This is a genomic window from Mucilaginibacter antarcticus (assembly GCF_042686155.1).
Taxonomy (GTDB): Bacteria; Bacteroidota; Bacteroidia; order Sphingobacteriales; family Sphingobacteriaceae; genus Mucilaginibacter; species Mucilaginibacter antarcticus.
The window spans coordinates 21153-38550 of the sequence record NZ_JBHUON010000004.1; the positions used below are offsets into that span (position 1 = coordinate 21153).

General features: G+C 42.6%; 17 protein-coding genes. All 17 read right to left on the reverse strand.

Features of this window, described 5'->3' with window-relative positions:
- Nucleotides 1-154: 154 nt before the first annotated feature.
- Nucleotides 155-1648: an NADH-quinone oxidoreductase subunit N gene (locus tag ACFSYC_RS04925; RefSeq protein ID WP_377124139.1), complete on the reverse strand. Its 1494-nt coding sequence runs from the start codon at nt 1646-1648 to the stop codon at nt 155-157.
- Between the two features lie 2 nt (nt 1649-1650).
- Nucleotides 1651-3258 carry a complex I subunit 4 family protein gene (locus ACFSYC_RS04930; RefSeq protein WP_377124141.1) on the reverse strand — a complete coding sequence of 536 codons (1608 nt, stop codon included), beginning with the start codon at nt 3256-3258 and terminating at the stop codon, nt 1651-1653.
- Nucleotides 3259-5316: an NADH-quinone oxidoreductase subunit 5 family protein gene (locus ACFSYC_RS04935; RefSeq protein ID WP_377124143.1), complete on the reverse strand. Its 2058-nt coding sequence runs from the start codon at nt 5314-5316 to the stop codon at nt 3259-3261.
- Between the two features lie 3 nt (nt 5317-5319).
- Nucleotides 5320-5625: an NADH-quinone oxidoreductase subunit NuoK gene (gene nuoK / locus ACFSYC_RS04940; protein ID WP_377124145.1), complete on the reverse strand. Its 306-nt coding sequence runs from the start codon at nt 5623-5625 to the stop codon at nt 5320-5322.
- Nucleotides 5622-6167: an NADH-quinone oxidoreductase subunit J family protein gene (locus ACFSYC_RS04945; protein ID WP_377124147.1), complete on the reverse strand. Its 546-nt coding sequence runs from the start codon at nt 6165-6167 to the stop codon at nt 5622-5624. The genes nuoK and ACFSYC_RS04945 overlap by 4 nt, the downstream gene beginning before the upstream one ends.
- On the reverse strand, nt 6164-6754 hold the full coding sequence (locus tag ACFSYC_RS04950; RefSeq protein WP_377124149.1) for a NuoI/complex I 23 kDa subunit family protein: 591 nt from the start codon (nt 6752-6754) through the stop codon (nt 6164-6166). The genes ACFSYC_RS04945 and ACFSYC_RS04950 overlap by 4 nt, the downstream gene beginning before the upstream one ends.
- Before the next feature lie 115 nt (nt 6755-6869).
- Nucleotides 6870-7940: an NADH-quinone oxidoreductase subunit NuoH gene (gene nuoH / locus ACFSYC_RS04955; RefSeq protein ID WP_377124151.1), complete on the reverse strand. Its 1071-nt coding sequence runs from the start codon at nt 7938-7940 to the stop codon at nt 6870-6872.
- 124 nt (nt 7941-8064) lie between these two features.
- The gene (gene murI / locus ACFSYC_RS04960; protein ID WP_377124153.1) at nt 8065-8901 is read right to left on the reverse strand and encodes a glutamate racemase; all 837 of its coding nucleotides are present in this window, start codon (nt 8899-8901) and stop codon (nt 8065-8067) included.
- Nucleotides 8902-9029: 128 nt separating this feature from the next.
- The gene (locus tag ACFSYC_RS04965) at nt 9030-9542 is read right to left on the reverse strand and encodes an OmpH family outer membrane protein (protein ID WP_377124155.1); all 513 of its coding nucleotides are present in this window, start codon (nt 9540-9542) and stop codon (nt 9030-9032) included.
- Between the two features lie 48 nt (nt 9543-9590).
- Nucleotides 9591-10121, reverse strand: coding sequence for an OmpH family outer membrane protein (locus tag ACFSYC_RS04970; RefSeq protein WP_377124438.1), 531 nt, complete (start codon nt 10119-10121; stop codon nt 9591-9593).
- 11 nt (nt 10122-10132) lie between these two features.
- Nucleotides 10133-12682, reverse strand: coding sequence for an outer membrane protein assembly factor BamA (gene bamA, locus ACFSYC_RS04975; RefSeq protein ID WP_377124157.1), 2550 nt, complete (start codon nt 12680-12682; stop codon nt 10133-10135).
- A gap of 63 nt (nt 12683-12745) precedes the next feature.
- Nucleotides 12746-13486: an isoprenyl transferase gene (locus tag ACFSYC_RS04980; RefSeq protein WP_377124159.1), complete on the reverse strand. Its 741-nt coding sequence runs from the start codon at nt 13484-13486 to the stop codon at nt 12746-12748.
- A gap of 193 nt (nt 13487-13679) precedes the next feature.
- On the reverse strand, nt 13680-14447 hold the full coding sequence (gene porG, locus ACFSYC_RS04985; protein ID WP_377124161.1) for a type IX secretion system protein PorG: 768 nt from the start codon (nt 14445-14447) through the stop codon (nt 13680-13682).
- Between the two features lie 9 nt (nt 14448-14456).
- Entirely contained in the window at nt 14457-15338 is an 882-nt protein-coding gene (locus ACFSYC_RS04990; protein ID WP_377124163.1) for an NAD kinase, read from the reverse strand.
- Between the two features lie 81 nt (nt 15339-15419).
- Nucleotides 15420-16082: a CBS domain-containing protein gene (locus tag ACFSYC_RS04995; RefSeq protein WP_377124165.1), complete on the reverse strand. Its 663-nt coding sequence runs from the start codon at nt 16080-16082 to the stop codon at nt 15420-15422.
- The gene (locus tag ACFSYC_RS05000) at nt 16083-16844 is read right to left on the reverse strand and encodes an alpha/beta fold hydrolase (RefSeq protein WP_377124167.1); all 762 of its coding nucleotides are present in this window, start codon (nt 16842-16844) and stop codon (nt 16083-16085) included.
- 102 nt (nt 16845-16946) lie between these two features.
- Nucleotides 16947-17396 (reverse strand): GatB/YqeY domain-containing protein, encoded by a 450-nt coding sequence (locus ACFSYC_RS05005; RefSeq protein WP_377124169.1) that lies wholly within the window; start codon nt 17394-17396, stop codon nt 16947-16949.
- Between the last annotated feature and the right edge of the window lie 2 nt (nt 17397-17398).

The window sequence follows — 17398 nt, forward strand, 5'->3', positions numbered from 1 at the left end:
AGGCGCTTATTTTTAACATTTTCGCAAAAGCACAAATGGAATTAGCTGAACAATTGTTCAATTAAATGGCGGCAAACGCTAACAGAAAAATACAAATTGCACTAATTACCGTCTAGATTAACTGGGATCGCTAACCCTTAAAAGAACGGGTTGACTAATGAATTAGAAATTGAGGGAAGATGCCCAGGAAGATTACCAACACGGCAATAATCAGTGCGGTAATTAAAAGCTTTTTAGAAGTATCGACAGTTTCAATTACATTATCAGTACGCCTTAAAAACAGATTAAGCGGGATTTTAATATAGTAAAATAGGGCCACCACGGTGGTAAGTGCGCCGGTTATGGTTAGTAACAACAACCAAATATTGTGATTTGCCTGATAAACGCTGTAAACAGCCGAAAACACAAAAACTTTACCCGTAAAGCCCGCGCTAATAGGCAAACCTGTTAGGGATATGAGGATAATTACGAAGCTTATTGATGCAGTTGGATATTTCAAACCCAAACCTTTGTAGGTATTTACATCGGCAGAGCCGGTTATGTCTTCAAAATAAGTTACGAGCATAAGGGCACCAATATTAGCCAGTACGTATACAGCAAGGTAGTACTCCAGGGCTTTAATACCTTCGGCACTAAAAGTAACTACAGCCATTAAGGCAAAACCCGTATGGCCTATGCTTGAGTAGGCCAGCATACGCTTGGCATTGTTTTGCATCACTGCGGCGAAATTACCTACTATCATAGTGATAATACCTATTACAGACAGGTAGGTCCCCAGGTTTAAAGCTTTCCACTCGGGGCTGATAATAAAAGGCGTCAGGAAATTAATCAGCAACGCAAAAGCAGCTACCTTCGGTACGGTTGATAGAAAAGCGGTAATGGGTGTCGGCGCGCCCTCGTATACATCGGGTACCCAAAAATGCATGGGTACAAATGATAGTTTGAAACCTATCCCTATAAATATCAGCGTTAACGCTAAAGCAGATGCCCCCGAATTAACCTGATTTAGTCCATCAATAAATTGGATGGTAAATATACTGAGCGTGCCCGTAAATCCATAAAGTAGCGATATTCCATAGAGCATCATGGCTGATGCCGCCGCGCCGAACAGGACATATTTCAATCCGGCTTCGGTACTAAAGGCGTTTTCTGAGCGGTAGGCCACCAATAGATACGAGGCCAGTGACACCATTTCAATAGCCAGATAAACGGATAGCAAATTAGCCGCCATGGTCATTAAATGCAGACCGAAAATTGCGGCGATGCTTATAGAATATAAATCTGATAACCTTTTGCTGTGCGATTTAAGCTGCTTATCCCAGGCAAAATACAGCAATAATAAAAATGCCGTACAATCAATAATCAGCCTGAATATTAATGATGTATGATTTTGTAGCAGCATGCCGCTAAATAGAAAGGTCAACTTATCGCCAGTAATTGGCAACAGCTGCAAATCGGCACCGATAATAAGTACTATGCCAACGCAAGCCACAATACGGCAAAACTTCTCAGAGTTTCTGGCAAATAGTAAATCGGTAACTATAACCAAAATAAACAGCGCGGCAAGGTATAGCTCGGGGATAAAATATTTGATATCGCCAATGATGCCGGTTAATTGCTGACTTATGTTTGGGATTAAATAATGCATGGCTATTTGGCGATAGATAAAAACTGCACCAAGGCAAGGACAGAATCATTGATCTTGCCAAACACAAGTGATGGCATGATACCTAATATAAGCACCAATACTGCCAATGGCACAAGGGTGATGATCTCGCGGGTGTTTAGATCTGTCATAGCGGCCTTCCAGGCTTCGCCGCCTTTTAGTGATAACGTACCGAAGAACACGCGCTGCAAAGTCCACAAAAAGTAGCAGGCACTCATTAATATACCAACAGCTCCGCAAACCGCCATCCAGTAAGGCAACAGTCCGTTAGTAGTTGGCGATTTAAACGCGCCGGCCAATGAAAAGGCTTCGGCGATAAAGGCCGAGAAGCCCGGCAAACCCAATGAAGCAAAAAATGCTATCATGATAAATACGGTGTACTTAGGCATAATGGAAGCTAAACCGCGGAAATTGTACAGATCCCGGTCATGCACCCTATTGTAAACAACACCTACCAGGAAGAACAACATGGCGGATAAGAAGCCGTGGCTTACCATCTGGAAGATACCGCCACTTATACCTTCCGCAGTATGCGATGCTATACCCAGCAACATAAAGCCCATTTGCGAAACGGATGAATAGGCAATGATCTTTTTAAGATCGCGCTGTGCCAAAGCATTCAATGCGCCGTACAAAATAGATATTACGCCCAACAACCCTAACCAGAAAGCGCTGCTGGCAGCAGCATCGGGGAATATGCTTAAACAAATTCTAATGATGCCATAGCCACCTATTTTTAATAGTATAGCCGCAAGTATGATAGATACCGGCGTCGGCGCTTCAACGTGCGCATCGGGCAGCCAGGTATGTAGCGGGAACACCGGTACTTTAATAGCGAAAGCGATAAATAAAATAACAAAACCTAAAATACGGGCGGGTACGCCAAACAGCGTGTAATTACTGGCAGCTGCAAATATCGAACCTGTGGTGTAGTTGGCCGGATTCATCATGTGTATCATGTTGAAGGTATGGCTGCCTGTTGTTGGATCTATTACAGACAGATACAAACCTATCATCACCAGCAACATAAACACCGAACCAAACAGGGTATATAAAAAGAATTTAATAGCCGCGTATTCTCTGCGTACACCGCCCCACATCCCTATCAGGAAGTACAAAGGCAGCAACATCAGCTCGTAGAAGATGTAAAACAAAAAGAAATCCAGCGAACAGAACACGCCCATTACGGCCATATCCAGTATCAAAAACAAAACGAAGTACCCTTTAAAATTGCTCTTTATTTCCCATGATGCCAGCGTGGCTATTACCATTACTAATGATGACATAACCAGCAGGGTGATGGATATACCATCTATCCCCACAAAATAATCCATCTGCATGCGACCCATACTGCCAAGATCAAGGTTTATCCAGGGCAGTTTTTGCACAAACTGAAACTGGTTTTCGGTAATTACGCCCGCGTAATCTGCGCCGGTTTTAAAATTAATGTACAACCACACGCTTATGCACAATTGCACCAGCGTTGCCGCCAGCGTAATGTATTTAAAACTACCGCGAGCGCTGGCAGGCATCAGTGCAATGATGAGCCCAAAGAATAACGGGATAAAAATGAGTATGGTTAAACTGTTCATTTAAACTGTTAAATAAATAATTAGCACCAGCACTACGGCCAGCATGCTAAACAAATAATATTGAATTTTGCCACTCTGAAAACGGCGCACAAAATTACCGGTAATTTTAACGATAAAAGTAAGCAGGCGCGATATACCGTCGATAACATAATAATCAAACCAGGCCACGATTTTTGATACCGATATCATCAGGCTTGACAAGCCATTAACCACGCCATCTATAACTTTACGGTCAAACCATGACAGCGCCCGGCTCAGCATCATCACGCCACCAACAATTATCTTGTTGTAAAACCTGTCAATATACCACTCGTGGTAAGACAACCTGAACAAAAAGCCCGTTTGCGAAAAAACCAACAACTTACGACCGGTGTACGTGGCCCATGCCCAATACATTAAAAACAAGCTCAATATGTTTACCCCTACCGGGATGATGGTATGAAAAACGTTTACCCTGCTCAGGTGAGTAGCACCAAAGCCCTCGAACACCCAGGCATGCTCGTAAAGCGCCGGGGTTAAGGAGAAGATTGGAAACAAGGAACACGCAGCCAAAAACACTAATGGCAATTTATACTGTAGGCCACCATCGTGGATATGGCATATCGCATCCGGGTGGAATTCAGTCAGCCTGAATTTACCGAAGAATACTTTGGCAATTAAGCGGCTTACATAAAACGCCGTAAGTAATGTGGTAATGAGCGCCATTATGGGCACAAGCTTAAACGCTGGCGATTTGGTTTCGGACCAATCTACCGCCTGGATCAGAATACCGTCTTTGGACAGGTAACCCGATGTAAATATGATACCTATCAGTGCCAAACTGGCAATAACAGCCACCGCAAAAGTAATCGGCAACCTTTTACGCAGGCCGCCCATATATAGTATATTTTGCGGGTCTATGTCGAGCTTATTCTCTTCTTTAACATGCTGCATCTCGTGTATTACCACACCTGCCACCAAAAACAAGGCACATTTAAAAAACGCGTGCGTAACCAAATGGAACAACGACGAAGCGTACGCCCCTACCCCCATAGCCATCACCATAAAACCTAATTGCGATATGGTTGAATAAGCTAGTATACGTTTCAAGTCGTTTTGTGTAAGCGCTATGGTTGCGCCCATAAAAGCGGTAAAGCAACCTATAATGGCTAATACATCTAATTCTGCCGTAGTAAATAATGGATAAACCCTGCCTAGCAAAAATACACCGGCAGCCACCATGGTAGCAGCATGAATTAATGCAGATACGGACGTCGGACCTTCCATAGCGTCGGGCAACCAGGTATGTAACGGAAACTGTGCCGACTTAGCTGCCACACCTAAAAATATCCCCGCGCAGGCTACATATTGCCATAAAACCGGCATAGTATTATTAGGCGATAGCCATTGTCCGTTTTGTATGGTAGATTGGCTGATTAAGCCGTTTTCGCCGAATAGCTGAACCAAGTCGAAAGTGCGGTACTGCGCGAAGAGAATAATCATGGCGGTTAGTAAGCCAACGTCGCCAATACGGTTCATCAAAAATGCTTTTTTGTTGGCAAACACTGCTTTGTCGCGCGTGAACCAAAAACCTATAAGCAGGTATGATGAAAAACCGACCAACTCCCAAAAAGCATACAGCAAAACCATGCTGTCTACCACCACAAGGGCAAGCATGCTAAAACAAAACAAACTGAGGTAAATGAAATAACGATCGTAATTCTCGTCATGCTTCATATAAGCGGTGGAGTATATATGCACCGGCAAGGCAATTGCTGTTACCAGCAACAACAATATCGCCGACAGGTTATTTAGCAATACACCGGCATATAACTCTGTAGCGCCAATGGTAAACCATAATTGCTGCACATGTACCTGCGGAGCGTTCCAGGTTTTGACAAACACCATAGTGGCCAACACTGTGCTTAGTAAAATTGCACCGGTAGCTATCCAGCCCGACAATAAGTTACGCTTACCCGGCAAACAGCAGTTTACCACACAAGCAAGCAGCGGCAATAATACTGCTGCTATGGCGTAGTAAACGGTTGTTAACCCTTGATATGGTAATACAGCTTCCAAGTATTAATCTTTCAACTGATTGATCTTACCCGGATCAATCGTTTTGTATTTTTTGTAAACGTTCAATATAATGGCCAACGCCACAGCGGTTGTAGCAGCAGCCAGCACTATGGCAAACAGCGCGAAGATCTGTCCGCCATTATTTATCTTATCATATTTGCCAAATGCCACCAGGTTTAATATGGCTGCATTAAGCATCAGCTCAATACCTATTAAAATTTGTATGGCGTTTTGCTTAACTACAATCATATACAAGCCAATGCAAAATAGGGCTGTGCTTACCAATAAAAAGTCTGTTAGTGATATCATACCGTACCACGCTCCTTTCTGGCTAAATGTGCCGCGCCCACCAGCGCCATCATTAATAAAATTGATATAGCCTCGAACGGTAACAGGTAACGGGTCATTAAATTAATGCCTATGTTGTCCGTCATCAGGTCGGTCGGCTGTATGGTATTGTTTGTAGCTTGTCTTATCCAGGTCAGTCCGTCCGCGTTGGTTTTTAGGATGACGTTTACCATCACCACAAAAAACAATAGGGCCAATGCTACAGCGGGCAGGTTACTAAGGCTTATAAATTTGCTTTTTTGGTGTTGTATCACATCTAATGTTTCTTTGCCCGATAGCATAAAGGCAAACAATATCAGCACCAATACACCACCTACATAGATCACTATTTGCGTTACGGCCACAAAATCGGCAAGCGCTAAAACGTACAGGCCGGCCAGTGCAAACAAGGTGATAAAGAACATAAAAACAGAGCGCACCAAGTTTTTAGAGTAAGCTACAAACAAAGCCGACCCAACCACTATGGTAGCCATTATATAAAAAAGCACCTGGGCTAAGCTCATGCGTCGCCCTCCTTTTTGTTCATGGCAGCTAGTTTAGCCGCTTGCCTTTCGGCTAACTGGTTCTCTAATAGCTGACGTTTTTCGGCAGCGTCCTCGGTTGTCATTTCTCCAAACTCGTAGTTCAGGTCTTTTAGCTCGAATACGGTCCTGTCGTACTGGTTAGTCATCACAATGCATTCAGTAGGGCAAACTATGGTACATAAGCCGCAATACATGCACTTGGCCATGTCTATATCAAACTGTGCCGCGTACAATAGTTTCTTTGAACCGTCAGATGTTTCGCCAATGGAACCGGTGGTAGATTTTATTGATTCGATAGTGATACAATCCACCGGGCAGATTTTGGCGCACAAGTCGCACACAATACAGTCATCAATTTCCACATCCAGCTGGTAGCGGCCCACTTCGGGCACAGGCAACTCCTGGTGCGGATACTGAATAGTATTGGTGCTCTCTAAGTTTTTAAAGTAGTTATCATTACTTACAGACACAACCTCGCGCTTCGCGTTTGACGCAAAGAGGTGCCCAAGGGTGATGCTTAACCCTTTCCATGCAGTTGTAAATCCGTTTAACGCTTTATCTAACACTCGTTTTTATTTCACTGATTTTTTGTTTGGTTTTACAGATCCTCTTGACACTAATCTTAAACCTTAACACCCCAACTATAAACTAATCTTTAATCTCAATCACTAACCTTTAAAGCTACATCAACCACAAACGCCATACACCCGATATCAACATACAGAAAAAGGCCAGCGGGGTTAAAACCTTCCAGCATAAGTTCATTAACTGATCTACACGCAGGCGTGGCAATGTCCAGCGTATCCACATTTGTACGGCTATAAGGCTTAATGTTTTGGTTGCTATCCAAAATATGCCCCAGGCTGTTCCGGTTGTCCACACGGCCAATTGCGCTGCTCCAATGTTGGGCAGCGGTGTATTCCAGGCACCTAAAAACAATAGAGCGCCTACCATTGATACTAAAAACATCATAGCATATTCTGCTAAAAACACTAAGGCAAATTGTAAGCCCGTAAACTCGGTATGAAAACCGGCAACCAACTCTGATTCTGCTTCGGGGATATCAAACGGCGCACGGTTACTTTCGGCTAATGACGCTATAAAATAAATCCCAAAAGCAATGATCAGGTGCGGTGCTCTAAAAATGTTCCATGACAGTATGCCGCCGGTTGTCGACACATCCCAAAAACCTAAAAATTTTGTTTTTTCTGGCGATAAAATGCCTTGCTGTGTAGCTATGGTTTGCAGATCAAGTGTCTGTGCTATCATTACTACCGCTATTAAAGCAAAACCAGCCGGTATCTCATACGATATGATCTGAGCTGCCGAACGCATAGCACCTAATATAGAATATTTGTTATTGGAACCCCAGCCTGCCATCAAGATACCCAGCGTCTCGATAGAAATAATGGCGAGGATGTAATATAGGCCGATATTGATCTTTGCCGGTACTAAGCCAGGCGCCCAGGGCAGGGCAGCAAAACCTAAGTAAACCGCTATAAAAATGATTGCAGGCGCCATCAAAAATAACACTTTATCAGCAGCGGCCGGAATAATCAGTTCTTTTTGGACCAGCTTTATCACGTCGGCCAGCGTTTGCAGCAAACCAAACTTACCTACCTCGGTAGGGCCCAATCTATCTTGTATAAAGGCTGACAACTTGCGCTCTGCATACACGCCAAATAGCGTAAACACAGCTACGAAAGTAAATAAGCCTACTGCAACAAGTATATATGTAAGATAAAAGTTCAACCGGTTTGCTTTAGCTGCAAACTTAATAAATTTAGAGATAATAGAATGGGACTACCGCAACAAAGTTGACCAAAACAGTAGGATTTATTAAAAATGAGATGAAGCTGAAGAATCAACTTTAACGCTATTTGCAACTAAACTCGGTAACTGACACATAGGACGATGTTACCGGCGCCGAAAAAAACCGCGAAGCGTGATGATCAAAATCTTTAGTGTCATCGGTAGTGGTAAAAAACCTGCGTGAGCCTTGTTGGCTTAGGTTCTGCTCCAATTCCGGATGCCGTTGCAGATAATTAGCCAGGCTTTTGGCAACTATATCGCCTTGGGTAACTACGTTGATGTTGGCGGGCAGATGCGCTTTGATCTTGTCCTGTAATAAAGGGTAATGCGTGCAAGCCAATAGTAAGGTGTCAATATGTTCAGACTGTGCCATAATCTGATCCAGATATTCCTGGATAAAATAATCAGACCCGGGTTTTTCGTATTCGCCGCTCTCAACCAATGGCACCCAAAGCGGGCAAGCCTGTTGATATACTTTCAAATCAGGAAAAAACTTTTGTATCTCCAGCAAATAAGATTGCGACTGCACAGTGCCGGTTGTGCCCAACACGCCTATTTCCTTCGTAGTTGAATACTCACCGATTACCTCGGCCGTTGGCCTGATAACGCCCAGCACCCTTTTAGCAGGCTCTAAGCCCTGCATATCCTTTTGTTGAATGGTGCGCAACGCTTTAGCCGATGCCGTGTTACAAGCTAGTATAACAAGCGGACAATCCTGCTTGAATAACCATTGCACACACTCCCAGGTATACTGATGGATAGTATTAAAAGACCGGTTACCATATGGTGCGCGGCTATTATCGCCAAGGTATACATAGTCGTACTGGGGCAAAACTTCCGCAATTGCCCTGAAAACGGTTAGCCCGCCTATGCCAGAATCAAATATACCTATGGGTTGCATCTTGGTGATTAGTTAATGGGTGATTAGCCTGACAGCAGTAAAATTCAAAGATAAGCAGTGAAATCATATAAAAACAAAAAGCGCCCTGTTTTACAGAGCGCTTCCTGAAATTATTATTTAAGGCTATATTATTTTACGCCTAATTTAACTTTTACAGCAGCTAACAAATCGTCAGCGGGCGGAGCAACTAATAATGCAGTAGTTGATGAGTCGATTACATAAGTGTAACCTTTTTCTTTAGCAACTGCACTGATAGCGCCGTTAACTTTGTCAATTAATGGTTTCATTAATTCAGCACCTTTAGCCTCAACTTTTTGAGAAGCCTCTGTTTGATAGGTCTGAGCACGTTTTTGTATGTCGCTCAATTCGCCTTGTGCAGCAAGTTTTGCGGCATCTGTCATCGTAGCTTGTTTACCCTGGTAGCCGGCTGCTTTATCTTGCAACTCTTTATCCATCCCTTGTAATACATCAAGAAATTGTTTCTTGAAAGCATCTATAGCAGTGTTAACAGTTTTGTAGTCTGGTAATTGTGGTATAAGCTCGTTGGTGTTAATATATCCAATTTTTGTTTGCGCGTTGGCAAAGTTGCCCATAAATACCATGCATAATGCAACTAAAGCAACTTTCATCAATTTTTTCATTGTTCTTTATCCTGTTTTTAATTTTGTACGATTATATATATAAAATTTTTATTTAGCAAATACTCCGGGTTTCAAACCCAGGCGGGTTATCACATCCGCGCTTTTATCATAACGTGGATTTGCGTATAACATTATCACCTCGCTATTTTTATCAAATATCATATCCATGTTTTCGGCTTCGGCAACTGCCTGCACGGCTTTTGCTACTCTATCCTGTATTGGTTTCATAACCGCGCTGCTTTTAGTCTCCAGCTCGCCGGCCGGGCCAAACTTTTGACGCTGAAAATCTTTCGCCGCCTTTTCTTTGGTGACTACCTCTTCTTCACGGCGTTTTTTAACATCGGCCGACATTAAAACCTGGTCTGCCTGGTAAGCCTTGTACATACGGTCAATTTCTTGAAAGCGGCCGTCAACCTCTTTTTGCCATTGATCAGACAAAGCGCCCAACTGCTTTTGCGCCGAAACATAATCGGGCATGTGTTTTAAAATGTAATCAGAATCGACATATGCAAAACGTTGTGCAAATGACGCCGTGAAAGCTAGGAACGTAAAAGCTAGTACTAAAATTACCTTTTTCATCATTTTTATGTTTATTGGAAGCCACCGCTTAAGCTTTGTGCTATAGAGAAGTGGAACTGTCCTTTGTTAGCTGATGGTATACCCGGGATAGGATCATAACCGTAACCGTAGTCAAGACCAAGCATACCAAAAATAGGTAAAAATATCCTTGCACCAATACCTGTTGAACGACGTACGTTATATGGATTAAATTGCGAGAACTTATCCCAAACATTTCCGCCCTCTGCAAATGCAAGCAAGAATACGGTTGCTGTACCGCTGGCTATTACCGGGTGGCGCAATTCTAGAGTGAACTTATTGTAGATAGCACTGCCCGGGTTGTTGGTAGCATTGTAGTTTGATCCTACCGGAACTATCGAGAAGTTTTCATAACCACGTAAGCCTATGATATCACTACCCTGTAAAAACTGGTAACTCTGCATACCGTCGCCGCCCAGTTTGAAGCGCTCAAAGGGTGAAGCTGGGGCTGCTGAATTGTATCTACCCAAAAACCCAAACCTAACCTGCGACATAACGGTAAACTTGCCGGCTAAGTGTATAAACCACTGTGCATCAAATTTAACCTTAAAGTACTCTACAAAATGGTAAAGCTCTTGCTGCGTTGGTGGCAATTTGTAGTTAAGGCCATTAAATAACGAGTATGGCGGCGTGCCCTGCAACGTAAACTTAATGTTTGAACCACCGGTAGGGAAAATTGGCGAACCGTCTAACGAGTTACGCGAAAGCTCCTGGGTTAACTTAATATTGTATGACGTACCGTTAGAGAACAAATAACCCGGATAGTTATCCAAATTGTAATGGTCAAGGTTTAACGAGTAATTTAACTGGAAGCGATTATCCGGCCAGCCCAAACGTCTGCCCAACGTAACGCCAATACCGTTTATGCGTAAGAAGTTATAGTTAGGATCTGTTTTAGCAAAATACTGACCAGAAGAACTTAACTGCGTATAAGCAGAAACCGAGAAATAGATAGGTTTTTTACCACCCAACCACGGCTCAGAGAAAGTGAAAGAGTAGTTTTGATAAGTACGACCGCTTGACTGCCCCCTGATGCTCAGCTTTTCGCCATCGCCTTTAGGTAAGGGTTTGTAATCTTTTAAATGGAAAATATTACGGATAGCAAAGTTATTGAAGGTTAAACCTAAGGTACCAACAAACTGGCCACCACCAAAGCCACCCGAAAGCTCAACCTGGTCGGAAGGTTTTTCAACAACCTGATAGATCAAATCAACCGTACCGTCGGCAGCATTTATGTTAACCGGCTTAGGCTCTGTCTTAGTGTCATCAAAGTTACCCAACTGGCCTATAATACGTGTACTTTCAATCAAAGCAGCTTTGTTGAATTTCTGTCCCGGCAGGGTTTGTAATTCACGTAAAACCACTCTGTCATTTGTCACATCGTTACCCTTAACAGTAACGCGGTTTATGGTATACTGAGGGCCCTCATAAATCCTGATATTAAGATCAACAGTATCGCCATGTATACCAGTTTGCACAGGGTCTGAATTATAAGTCAGGTAACCATCGTTTAAGTATAACGAAGAGATATCATCGCCACTTGGCCCGCCACCGCTTAAACGTTTGTTTAACAGGTCCTCGCTAAATATGTCGCCTTTTTTTATGCGTAATATTCTATCCAGGTAATCATTAGGATATTTGGCGTTGCCAGTCCATTTTATATCACCAAAATAGTACTTACGGCCTTCAAAAACATTGATCTTAATATCAACAGTTTGATAATCATGACGCATAACCGTATCGCTTATGACCTTAGCATCACGGTAGCCCCGCTCCTGCATCTGATCAACCATGGCTTGCTTGTCCTCAATAAACTGAGTTTCCTTAAACTTTTTTGAGCCAAACACATTGTAAAACTTACGGGTACGCGTTTTAGGTAAAAGCTTTTTAAGCTTTGCGTTTGAGAAATCTTTATTGCCTTCAAAAGTGATGTCATTGATCATCACCTTGGTTTTTTTGTCAATAACAGCATCCAATATCAAACTGTTAGGATCACCCGGATCCGGCCTTTGTTTGATATCAATAGTGGTATTTAAATAACCTTTCTCGGCAAAGTATTTTTTAATGATAGACGTAGTACGGTTTATTAAATTGGTGTTTACAATTTTACCTTTATCATCTAATTTTTTATTAAGGTCTTCTATTTCGCTTTTGCGTATGCCCACTAAACGAAGGTTTGACAACCTGGGTAACTCTTTAATAGCTATCTCCAGGTAAACGGTATCCATGTTTAACCGGGTAACATATATCTGTACATCGTCAAACAGGTTCTCTTTGTAAAGATTTTTAACAATGTTAGCGCTGGCTTCGCCCGGCAACAACAATCTGTCGCCTTTATTAACCTTTGTAATTTGCAGCAACACTTCTTTGTCTAAATGCTGTGTGCCTGTAATATCAATACCACCAATAATATATTCTTTTGGATTTAAGTAGCTTAAGGTATCAGTGCTTGACGGCCTAAACGAAGGCTGGCCCTGCCTTATCTGGGCAACGGCAGAAACACTTATTACAGAGAAAATTATAGCAAACAGAAATTTATTCATTCGGATATTTTAGTGGGCTAAAAATAATTTATACAGTTGTTAAAAAGTGTTAAACGGAAAAATTTAGTTCACCTGCTCGCTTGTTTTACCAAAACGGCGCTCACGTTTTTGGTAATCCAAAATCGCTTCGTACAAATCTTCTCTCCTGAAATCAGGCCATAGTTTAGCTGTAAAATACAGCTCGGCATAGGCAATTTGCCATAACAGGTAATTGCTTATACGGTACTCGCCACTGGTTCTTATCAACAACTCCGGATCTGGCATATCGCCGGTATACAAGTTACTTTCAAACAGTTTTTCGTCAATGTCATTTATATCAATTTCGCCATTTTTTACTTTCAGCGCTATGCTTTTAGCAGCGTGCACAATTTCGCGGCGCGAACTATAGCTTAATGCAAGTGTGAGCACCAAACCAGTGTTTTGCGCTGTAGTTTCCATGGCTTTAGTTAATTCTTTGTGGCAACGATCGGGTAGCTGATCAAGATCGCCAATAGCGTTAAGCCGGATGTTGTTATCCATAAAGGTTTTTATTTCCTTGTGGATAGTAGCAACCATCAGCTCCATAATAGCGGTAACTTCTAATTTTGGGCGGTTCCAGTTTTCTGATGAGAAGGTGTATAGTGTAAGATATTTTACCCCTATTGCTGTAGCAGCTTCAACTACATCCCGTACGGCAACAACGCCGTTATGATGACCAAATATTCTTAATTTGCCCAGGCCCTTCGCCCACCTGCCATTACCATCCATAGTAATGGCGACGTGCTGCGGTAACTTTGACAAATCAATCTGATCCTTATAACTCATTTTATTTACCGGCCAACAAAAGCTTTTTGCATAGTGCAAAAGGCGCCTTTATTACATAAAGCCTACTTTTTTTCAGGTGACAAAGGTAAAACTTCCTTTGTACTTTTTTAGTATGCTGACAAAAGAAAGTTTGCACAAAAAATGGTTAAGCTTAGCCTATCGTTTTGAGTACCTGTAAATTGATTTTGCAATGTTAGTAATAACACTTCGGGCTGATGAAAGTATAAGAGATGGTAAAGCCGGCAAACATATAAGTATCGCGCGGGCGCAGATCGCCACGCTGGGCACCGGCCACCCCGCTGCCTACCAAAGACCGATCGGAAAAGGCGACAGACAGTGGCGACGATAAGCTAGTTTTATCGGCATATAAACCGCTTACGTCATCTAAATAATCTGTAAATGCTACGCGATAGCCCAACTCTAAACCAAGCGAAATCCTACCCGCCACGTTATATTTCATCCCAATGCCAAAAGGTGCGGCAATGGTACTGCTTTTGTATGCTTTGCCTTCGGTTTCTAGCGTTCTTAGCTCATAAGTTTGGCCCTGGTAGGTAGCTTTAGGGGTATATTCTGTAAACGCAATTCCAGCAAAAATATAGGGCGTAAACATATTTTTTGATACAGAGGGCACATACTCCAAAAAGTTAAATTCGCCCATAAGGCTCGCTTCAGTCATAGATGTCTTGAAACTCAGGTTGCGGTTTCTGTCTTGAGCGTTGCTTGAAAGACTATCGGCACCTTGGATTATGCTATAATTATAAGCAGCTTTTAGCCCCCAATAAGGATTAAAATTTCGCTTGACAAAAATACCGCCGCCAAGCCCCGAAAATTTGAATGGATTATGTTGATTAAGATCGCCCATGTAGCCTGCACCGCCAAAGTTGCCGCCAATCTCCCAGGTTTGGGCCCGGGCGCTTAAGCACAGTAAGGTTAAAAGTATAGCCGCTAAATATTTAGCCATCCGTAAAAATTAGTAATTGCGGGCATCAAGGCCCCACATTAGTTTGTTTCTTAACGTTGATAAATAGCTTTCATTATTTAGGCGAATAAGATTAAGCTCAAAAGGGGCCTTTTGTACTTTAAAACGCATCAGCTTATTGATAACCTCGGTACGCGAATCGCAGGAAAGGATATAATTTGAGCTGCGCGATTCGACTTCGAAAGATAACAAGGTGGTATCAGGCAAAATGATTGGTCTTACGTTTAAATTATGCGGCGCTACGGGTGTAATCACTATACTGTTTGCGTGCGGAAATATAATTGGACCACCACAGCTTAAAGAGTAGGCTGTAGAGCCTGTTGCTGTTGCGATTATAATCCCGTCGCCCCAGTACGAATTCAGGAACTCGCCGTCAATAAACATGTTGGTGGTAATCATTGCCGAATCATCGCGCTTGTGGATGGTAATATCGTTTAAAGCAAAGTTATGAAGCCCAAGAATATTAAGCTCAGATTCTACCTTCAACAACCCCCGTCCGTCTAACGTATATTGGCCATAAACAACTGCCTGAATAGCCGCTGCTATATCGCTTTTATTAACACTGGCCAAAAAGCCCAACCTTCCGAAGTTGATACCGATAACAGGCACGCCAGAGTCGCCTATAACGCTTACCATGTCCAGCAGTGTGCCATCGCCACCTAAAGTGATAAAGGCATCAATTAAACCTCTAATGGGTTCTTTTTCCTGCAATACATTAAATGCGTTGGTATCTATCTTGTCTCGCAGGTAATCAAAAAGCTGATGATGAACAAACACCTGCACCATGTGAGATGATAAGCTATCAAACACCTCTTGTATAAAAGGTATCACTGCCTCATCATTAAAGGGCCTGCCGTATACTGCTATATTCATTTAGTTGTTGGTTCATGGTTATTAGTTCATGGGCTGAAACGGTGATAGCTATGAACTATCAACTATGACCTATGAGCCAAACTACAAATTAAGATAATTCATTAGCGACGCATAACGGTCCATTGCGCCGTCATCGTGTTCACTGTGGTTAAAGCTGGCTTTAACGTCGTAATCATAACGCATAAAGGTGGCCACTATGTTTGATATGTCTTGCTTATTTACCTTTAATGTAACCTCCATCCGAGTCGAATCCGGGAAGGTGCGTACATATGAGCTTAAAATCTGCGCATTGTCCGACTCGACCACTTGCGCCATGTGCGCCAGCGAGTTATTTTTATTACTGATATCTAACACGATGATACCGCCGGGCTGCGCTACCGACGTGATAGTGGCAAAGTACTCGTTCATGCGGTTGAGGGGTATCAATCCTAAATAATTCTTTTTAAGATCCAATACCGGCACAACGCTCAACTGCTGCTCAAAAAACAGGCGAATGACGTCGTAGACATGCTGGTCTTCGCGCACATACGGATTTACCAAAGAAAGTCCCAGCGCGCCTATTGGCGTTTGCGGATCAACCTCTGCCTGAATATCAGTTTCGGACAGCAGGCCTAAAAACTGGTCTTCGTTTACAATGGGCAAATGGCGCACACGAAATTCTACCATACGATCAAGCACTTTCTGAACAGTGTCAGAAGTGTGTACCGGCGGTATCGCGTCAGCTATCAGCTCAAATGCAACCATTTATGCTCCTATTTTTTGTAAAAATATTTTCAACAACCTGTTAAACTCCTGCGGGTGCTCCATCATAGCAGCATGCCCACAATTATCAATCCAATGTAGTTCAGAATCTGGCAATAACTCATTAAACTCCTCGGCCACCTCGGGCGGAGTAATTTTATCATTACGACCCCATAATAAAGAAACCGGCATGTGTATTTTATGCAGATCTTTTTTCATGTTATGGCGTATGGCCGATTTTGCCATGGCCAGCAGGCGAATAACACTATGGCGGTCATTCACTAATTTATAAACCTCGTCCACCAACTCTGGCGTAGCAATTTTTGGGTCGTAAAAAGTGTACTCAACTTTCTCTTTTACAAAATCCATACTTTCCCGGCGGGGGAAAGAGCCGCCAAAAGCGTTTTCGTATAAACCAGAGCTACCGCTTAATACCAGCGCCCGTAACTTTTCGGGATGCGTCAGCGCGTATATTAATCCAACATGACCACCCAGCGAATTACCCAACAAAATGACATTTTGGAGCTGTTTGTACTTAATAAACTTATGTACAAACTTTGATAACGTTTTAACACCGGTTGTTATTACAGGCAGTTCATAAACCGGCAATAAAGGTAATATCACCCTATACTTGTGTCTAAACTCTTCAATAACCTCTTCCCAGTTGCTAAGGCCGCCCATTAAACCGTGCAGCAGCAACAAAACCTGTCCTTCGCCCTCATCGATGTACTTAAAACCACGTTCTTCTTTAAGCGCGAAACTCATATATATCTTTAGTAAATTTTATCTTCATAAGGGTTTTACCCTCGACTATCTGCCTATAAAAATAGGTTATTGTGATGTACCTGCAACAATAAAACAAATAAATTATCCTAGAAGTTGTTTTACTACTTCTGATATTGTCTTACCATCGGCCTGCCCGGCAAGCTCTTTATTAGCCAAGCCCATAACGCGACCCATGTCTTGCATAGAGGTTGCGCCAATTCGGCCTATAAGCTCCTGCACAAAACCTTCTACCTCAAAACGAGTCATTTGCTGTGGCAAATATGGTTCTATGATCGCTATCTCACCAATCTCTATCTGGTAAAGGTCATCACGTCCCTGAGTTTTGTAAATATCAGCCGACTCCTTGCGTTGCTTTACCAGCCTTTGTAAAACCTTTATTTCGGCATCCTGCGTTATTTCTTCTGCAGCACCTTTTTCTGTTTTGGCTAATAGCAAAGCCGATTTGATAGCACGCAGGCCCGCTAAACGCTCAGCTTGCTTAGCCAGCATGGCTAGTTTTATATCCTGATCTATTTGAGTTATAAGAGACATAC

What these genes read in the sequence shown, in the direction of transcription:
- ACFSYC_RS05005 (WP_377124169.1), bottom strand. Translation starts at nt 17,396, where the DNA reads ATGTCTCTTATAACTCAAATAGATCAGGATATAAAACTAGCCATGCTG.
- murI (WP_377124153.1), bottom strand. Translation starts at nt 8,901, where the DNA reads ATGCAACCCATAGGTATATTTGATTCTGGCATAGGCGGGCTAACCGTT.
- ACFSYC_RS04995 (WP_377124165.1), bottom strand. Translation starts at nt 16,082, where the DNA reads ATGGTTGCATTTGAGCTGATAGCTGACGCGATACCGCCGGTACACACT.
- bamA (WP_377124157.1), bottom strand. Translation starts at nt 12,682, where the DNA reads ATGAATAAATTTCTGTTTGCTATAATTTTCTCTGTAATAAGTGTTTCT.
- ACFSYC_RS04990 (WP_377124163.1), bottom strand. Translation starts at nt 15,338, where the DNA reads ATGAATATAGCAGTATACGGCAGGCCCTTTAATGATGAGGCAGTGATA.
- ACFSYC_RS04925 (WP_377124139.1), bottom strand. Translation starts at nt 1,648, where the DNA reads ATGCATTATTTAATCCCAAACATAAGTCAGCAATTAACCGGCATCATT.
- porG (WP_377124161.1), bottom strand. Translation starts at nt 14,447, where the DNA reads ATGGCTAAATATTTAGCGGCTATACTTTTAACCTTACTGTGCTTAAGC.
- nuoK (WP_377124145.1), bottom strand. Translation starts at nt 5,625, where the DNA reads ATGATATCACTAACAGACTTTTTATTGGTAAGCACAGCCCTATTTTGC.
- ACFSYC_RS04965 (WP_377124155.1), bottom strand. Translation starts at nt 9,542, where the DNA reads ATGAAAAAATTGATGAAAGTTGCTTTAGTTGCATTATGCATGGTATTT.
- ACFSYC_RS04930 (WP_377124141.1), bottom strand. Translation starts at nt 3,258, where the DNA reads ATGAACAGTTTAACCATACTCATTTTTATCCCGTTATTCTTTGGGCTC.
- ACFSYC_RS05000 (WP_377124167.1), bottom strand. Translation starts at nt 16,844, where the DNA reads ATGAGTTTCGCGCTTAAAGAAGAACGTGGTTTTAAGTACATCGATGAG.
- ACFSYC_RS04945 (WP_377124147.1), bottom strand. Translation starts at nt 6,167, where the DNA reads ATGAGCTTAGCCCAGGTGCTTTTTTATATAATGGCTACCATAGTGGTT.
- ACFSYC_RS04980 (WP_377124159.1), bottom strand. Translation starts at nt 13,486, where the DNA reads ATGAGTTATAAGGATCAGATTGATTTGTCAAAGTTACCGCAGCACGTC.
- ACFSYC_RS04970 (WP_377124438.1), bottom strand. Translation starts at nt 10,121, where the DNA reads ATGAAAAAGGTAATTTTAGTACTAGCTTTTACGTTCCTAGCTTTCACG.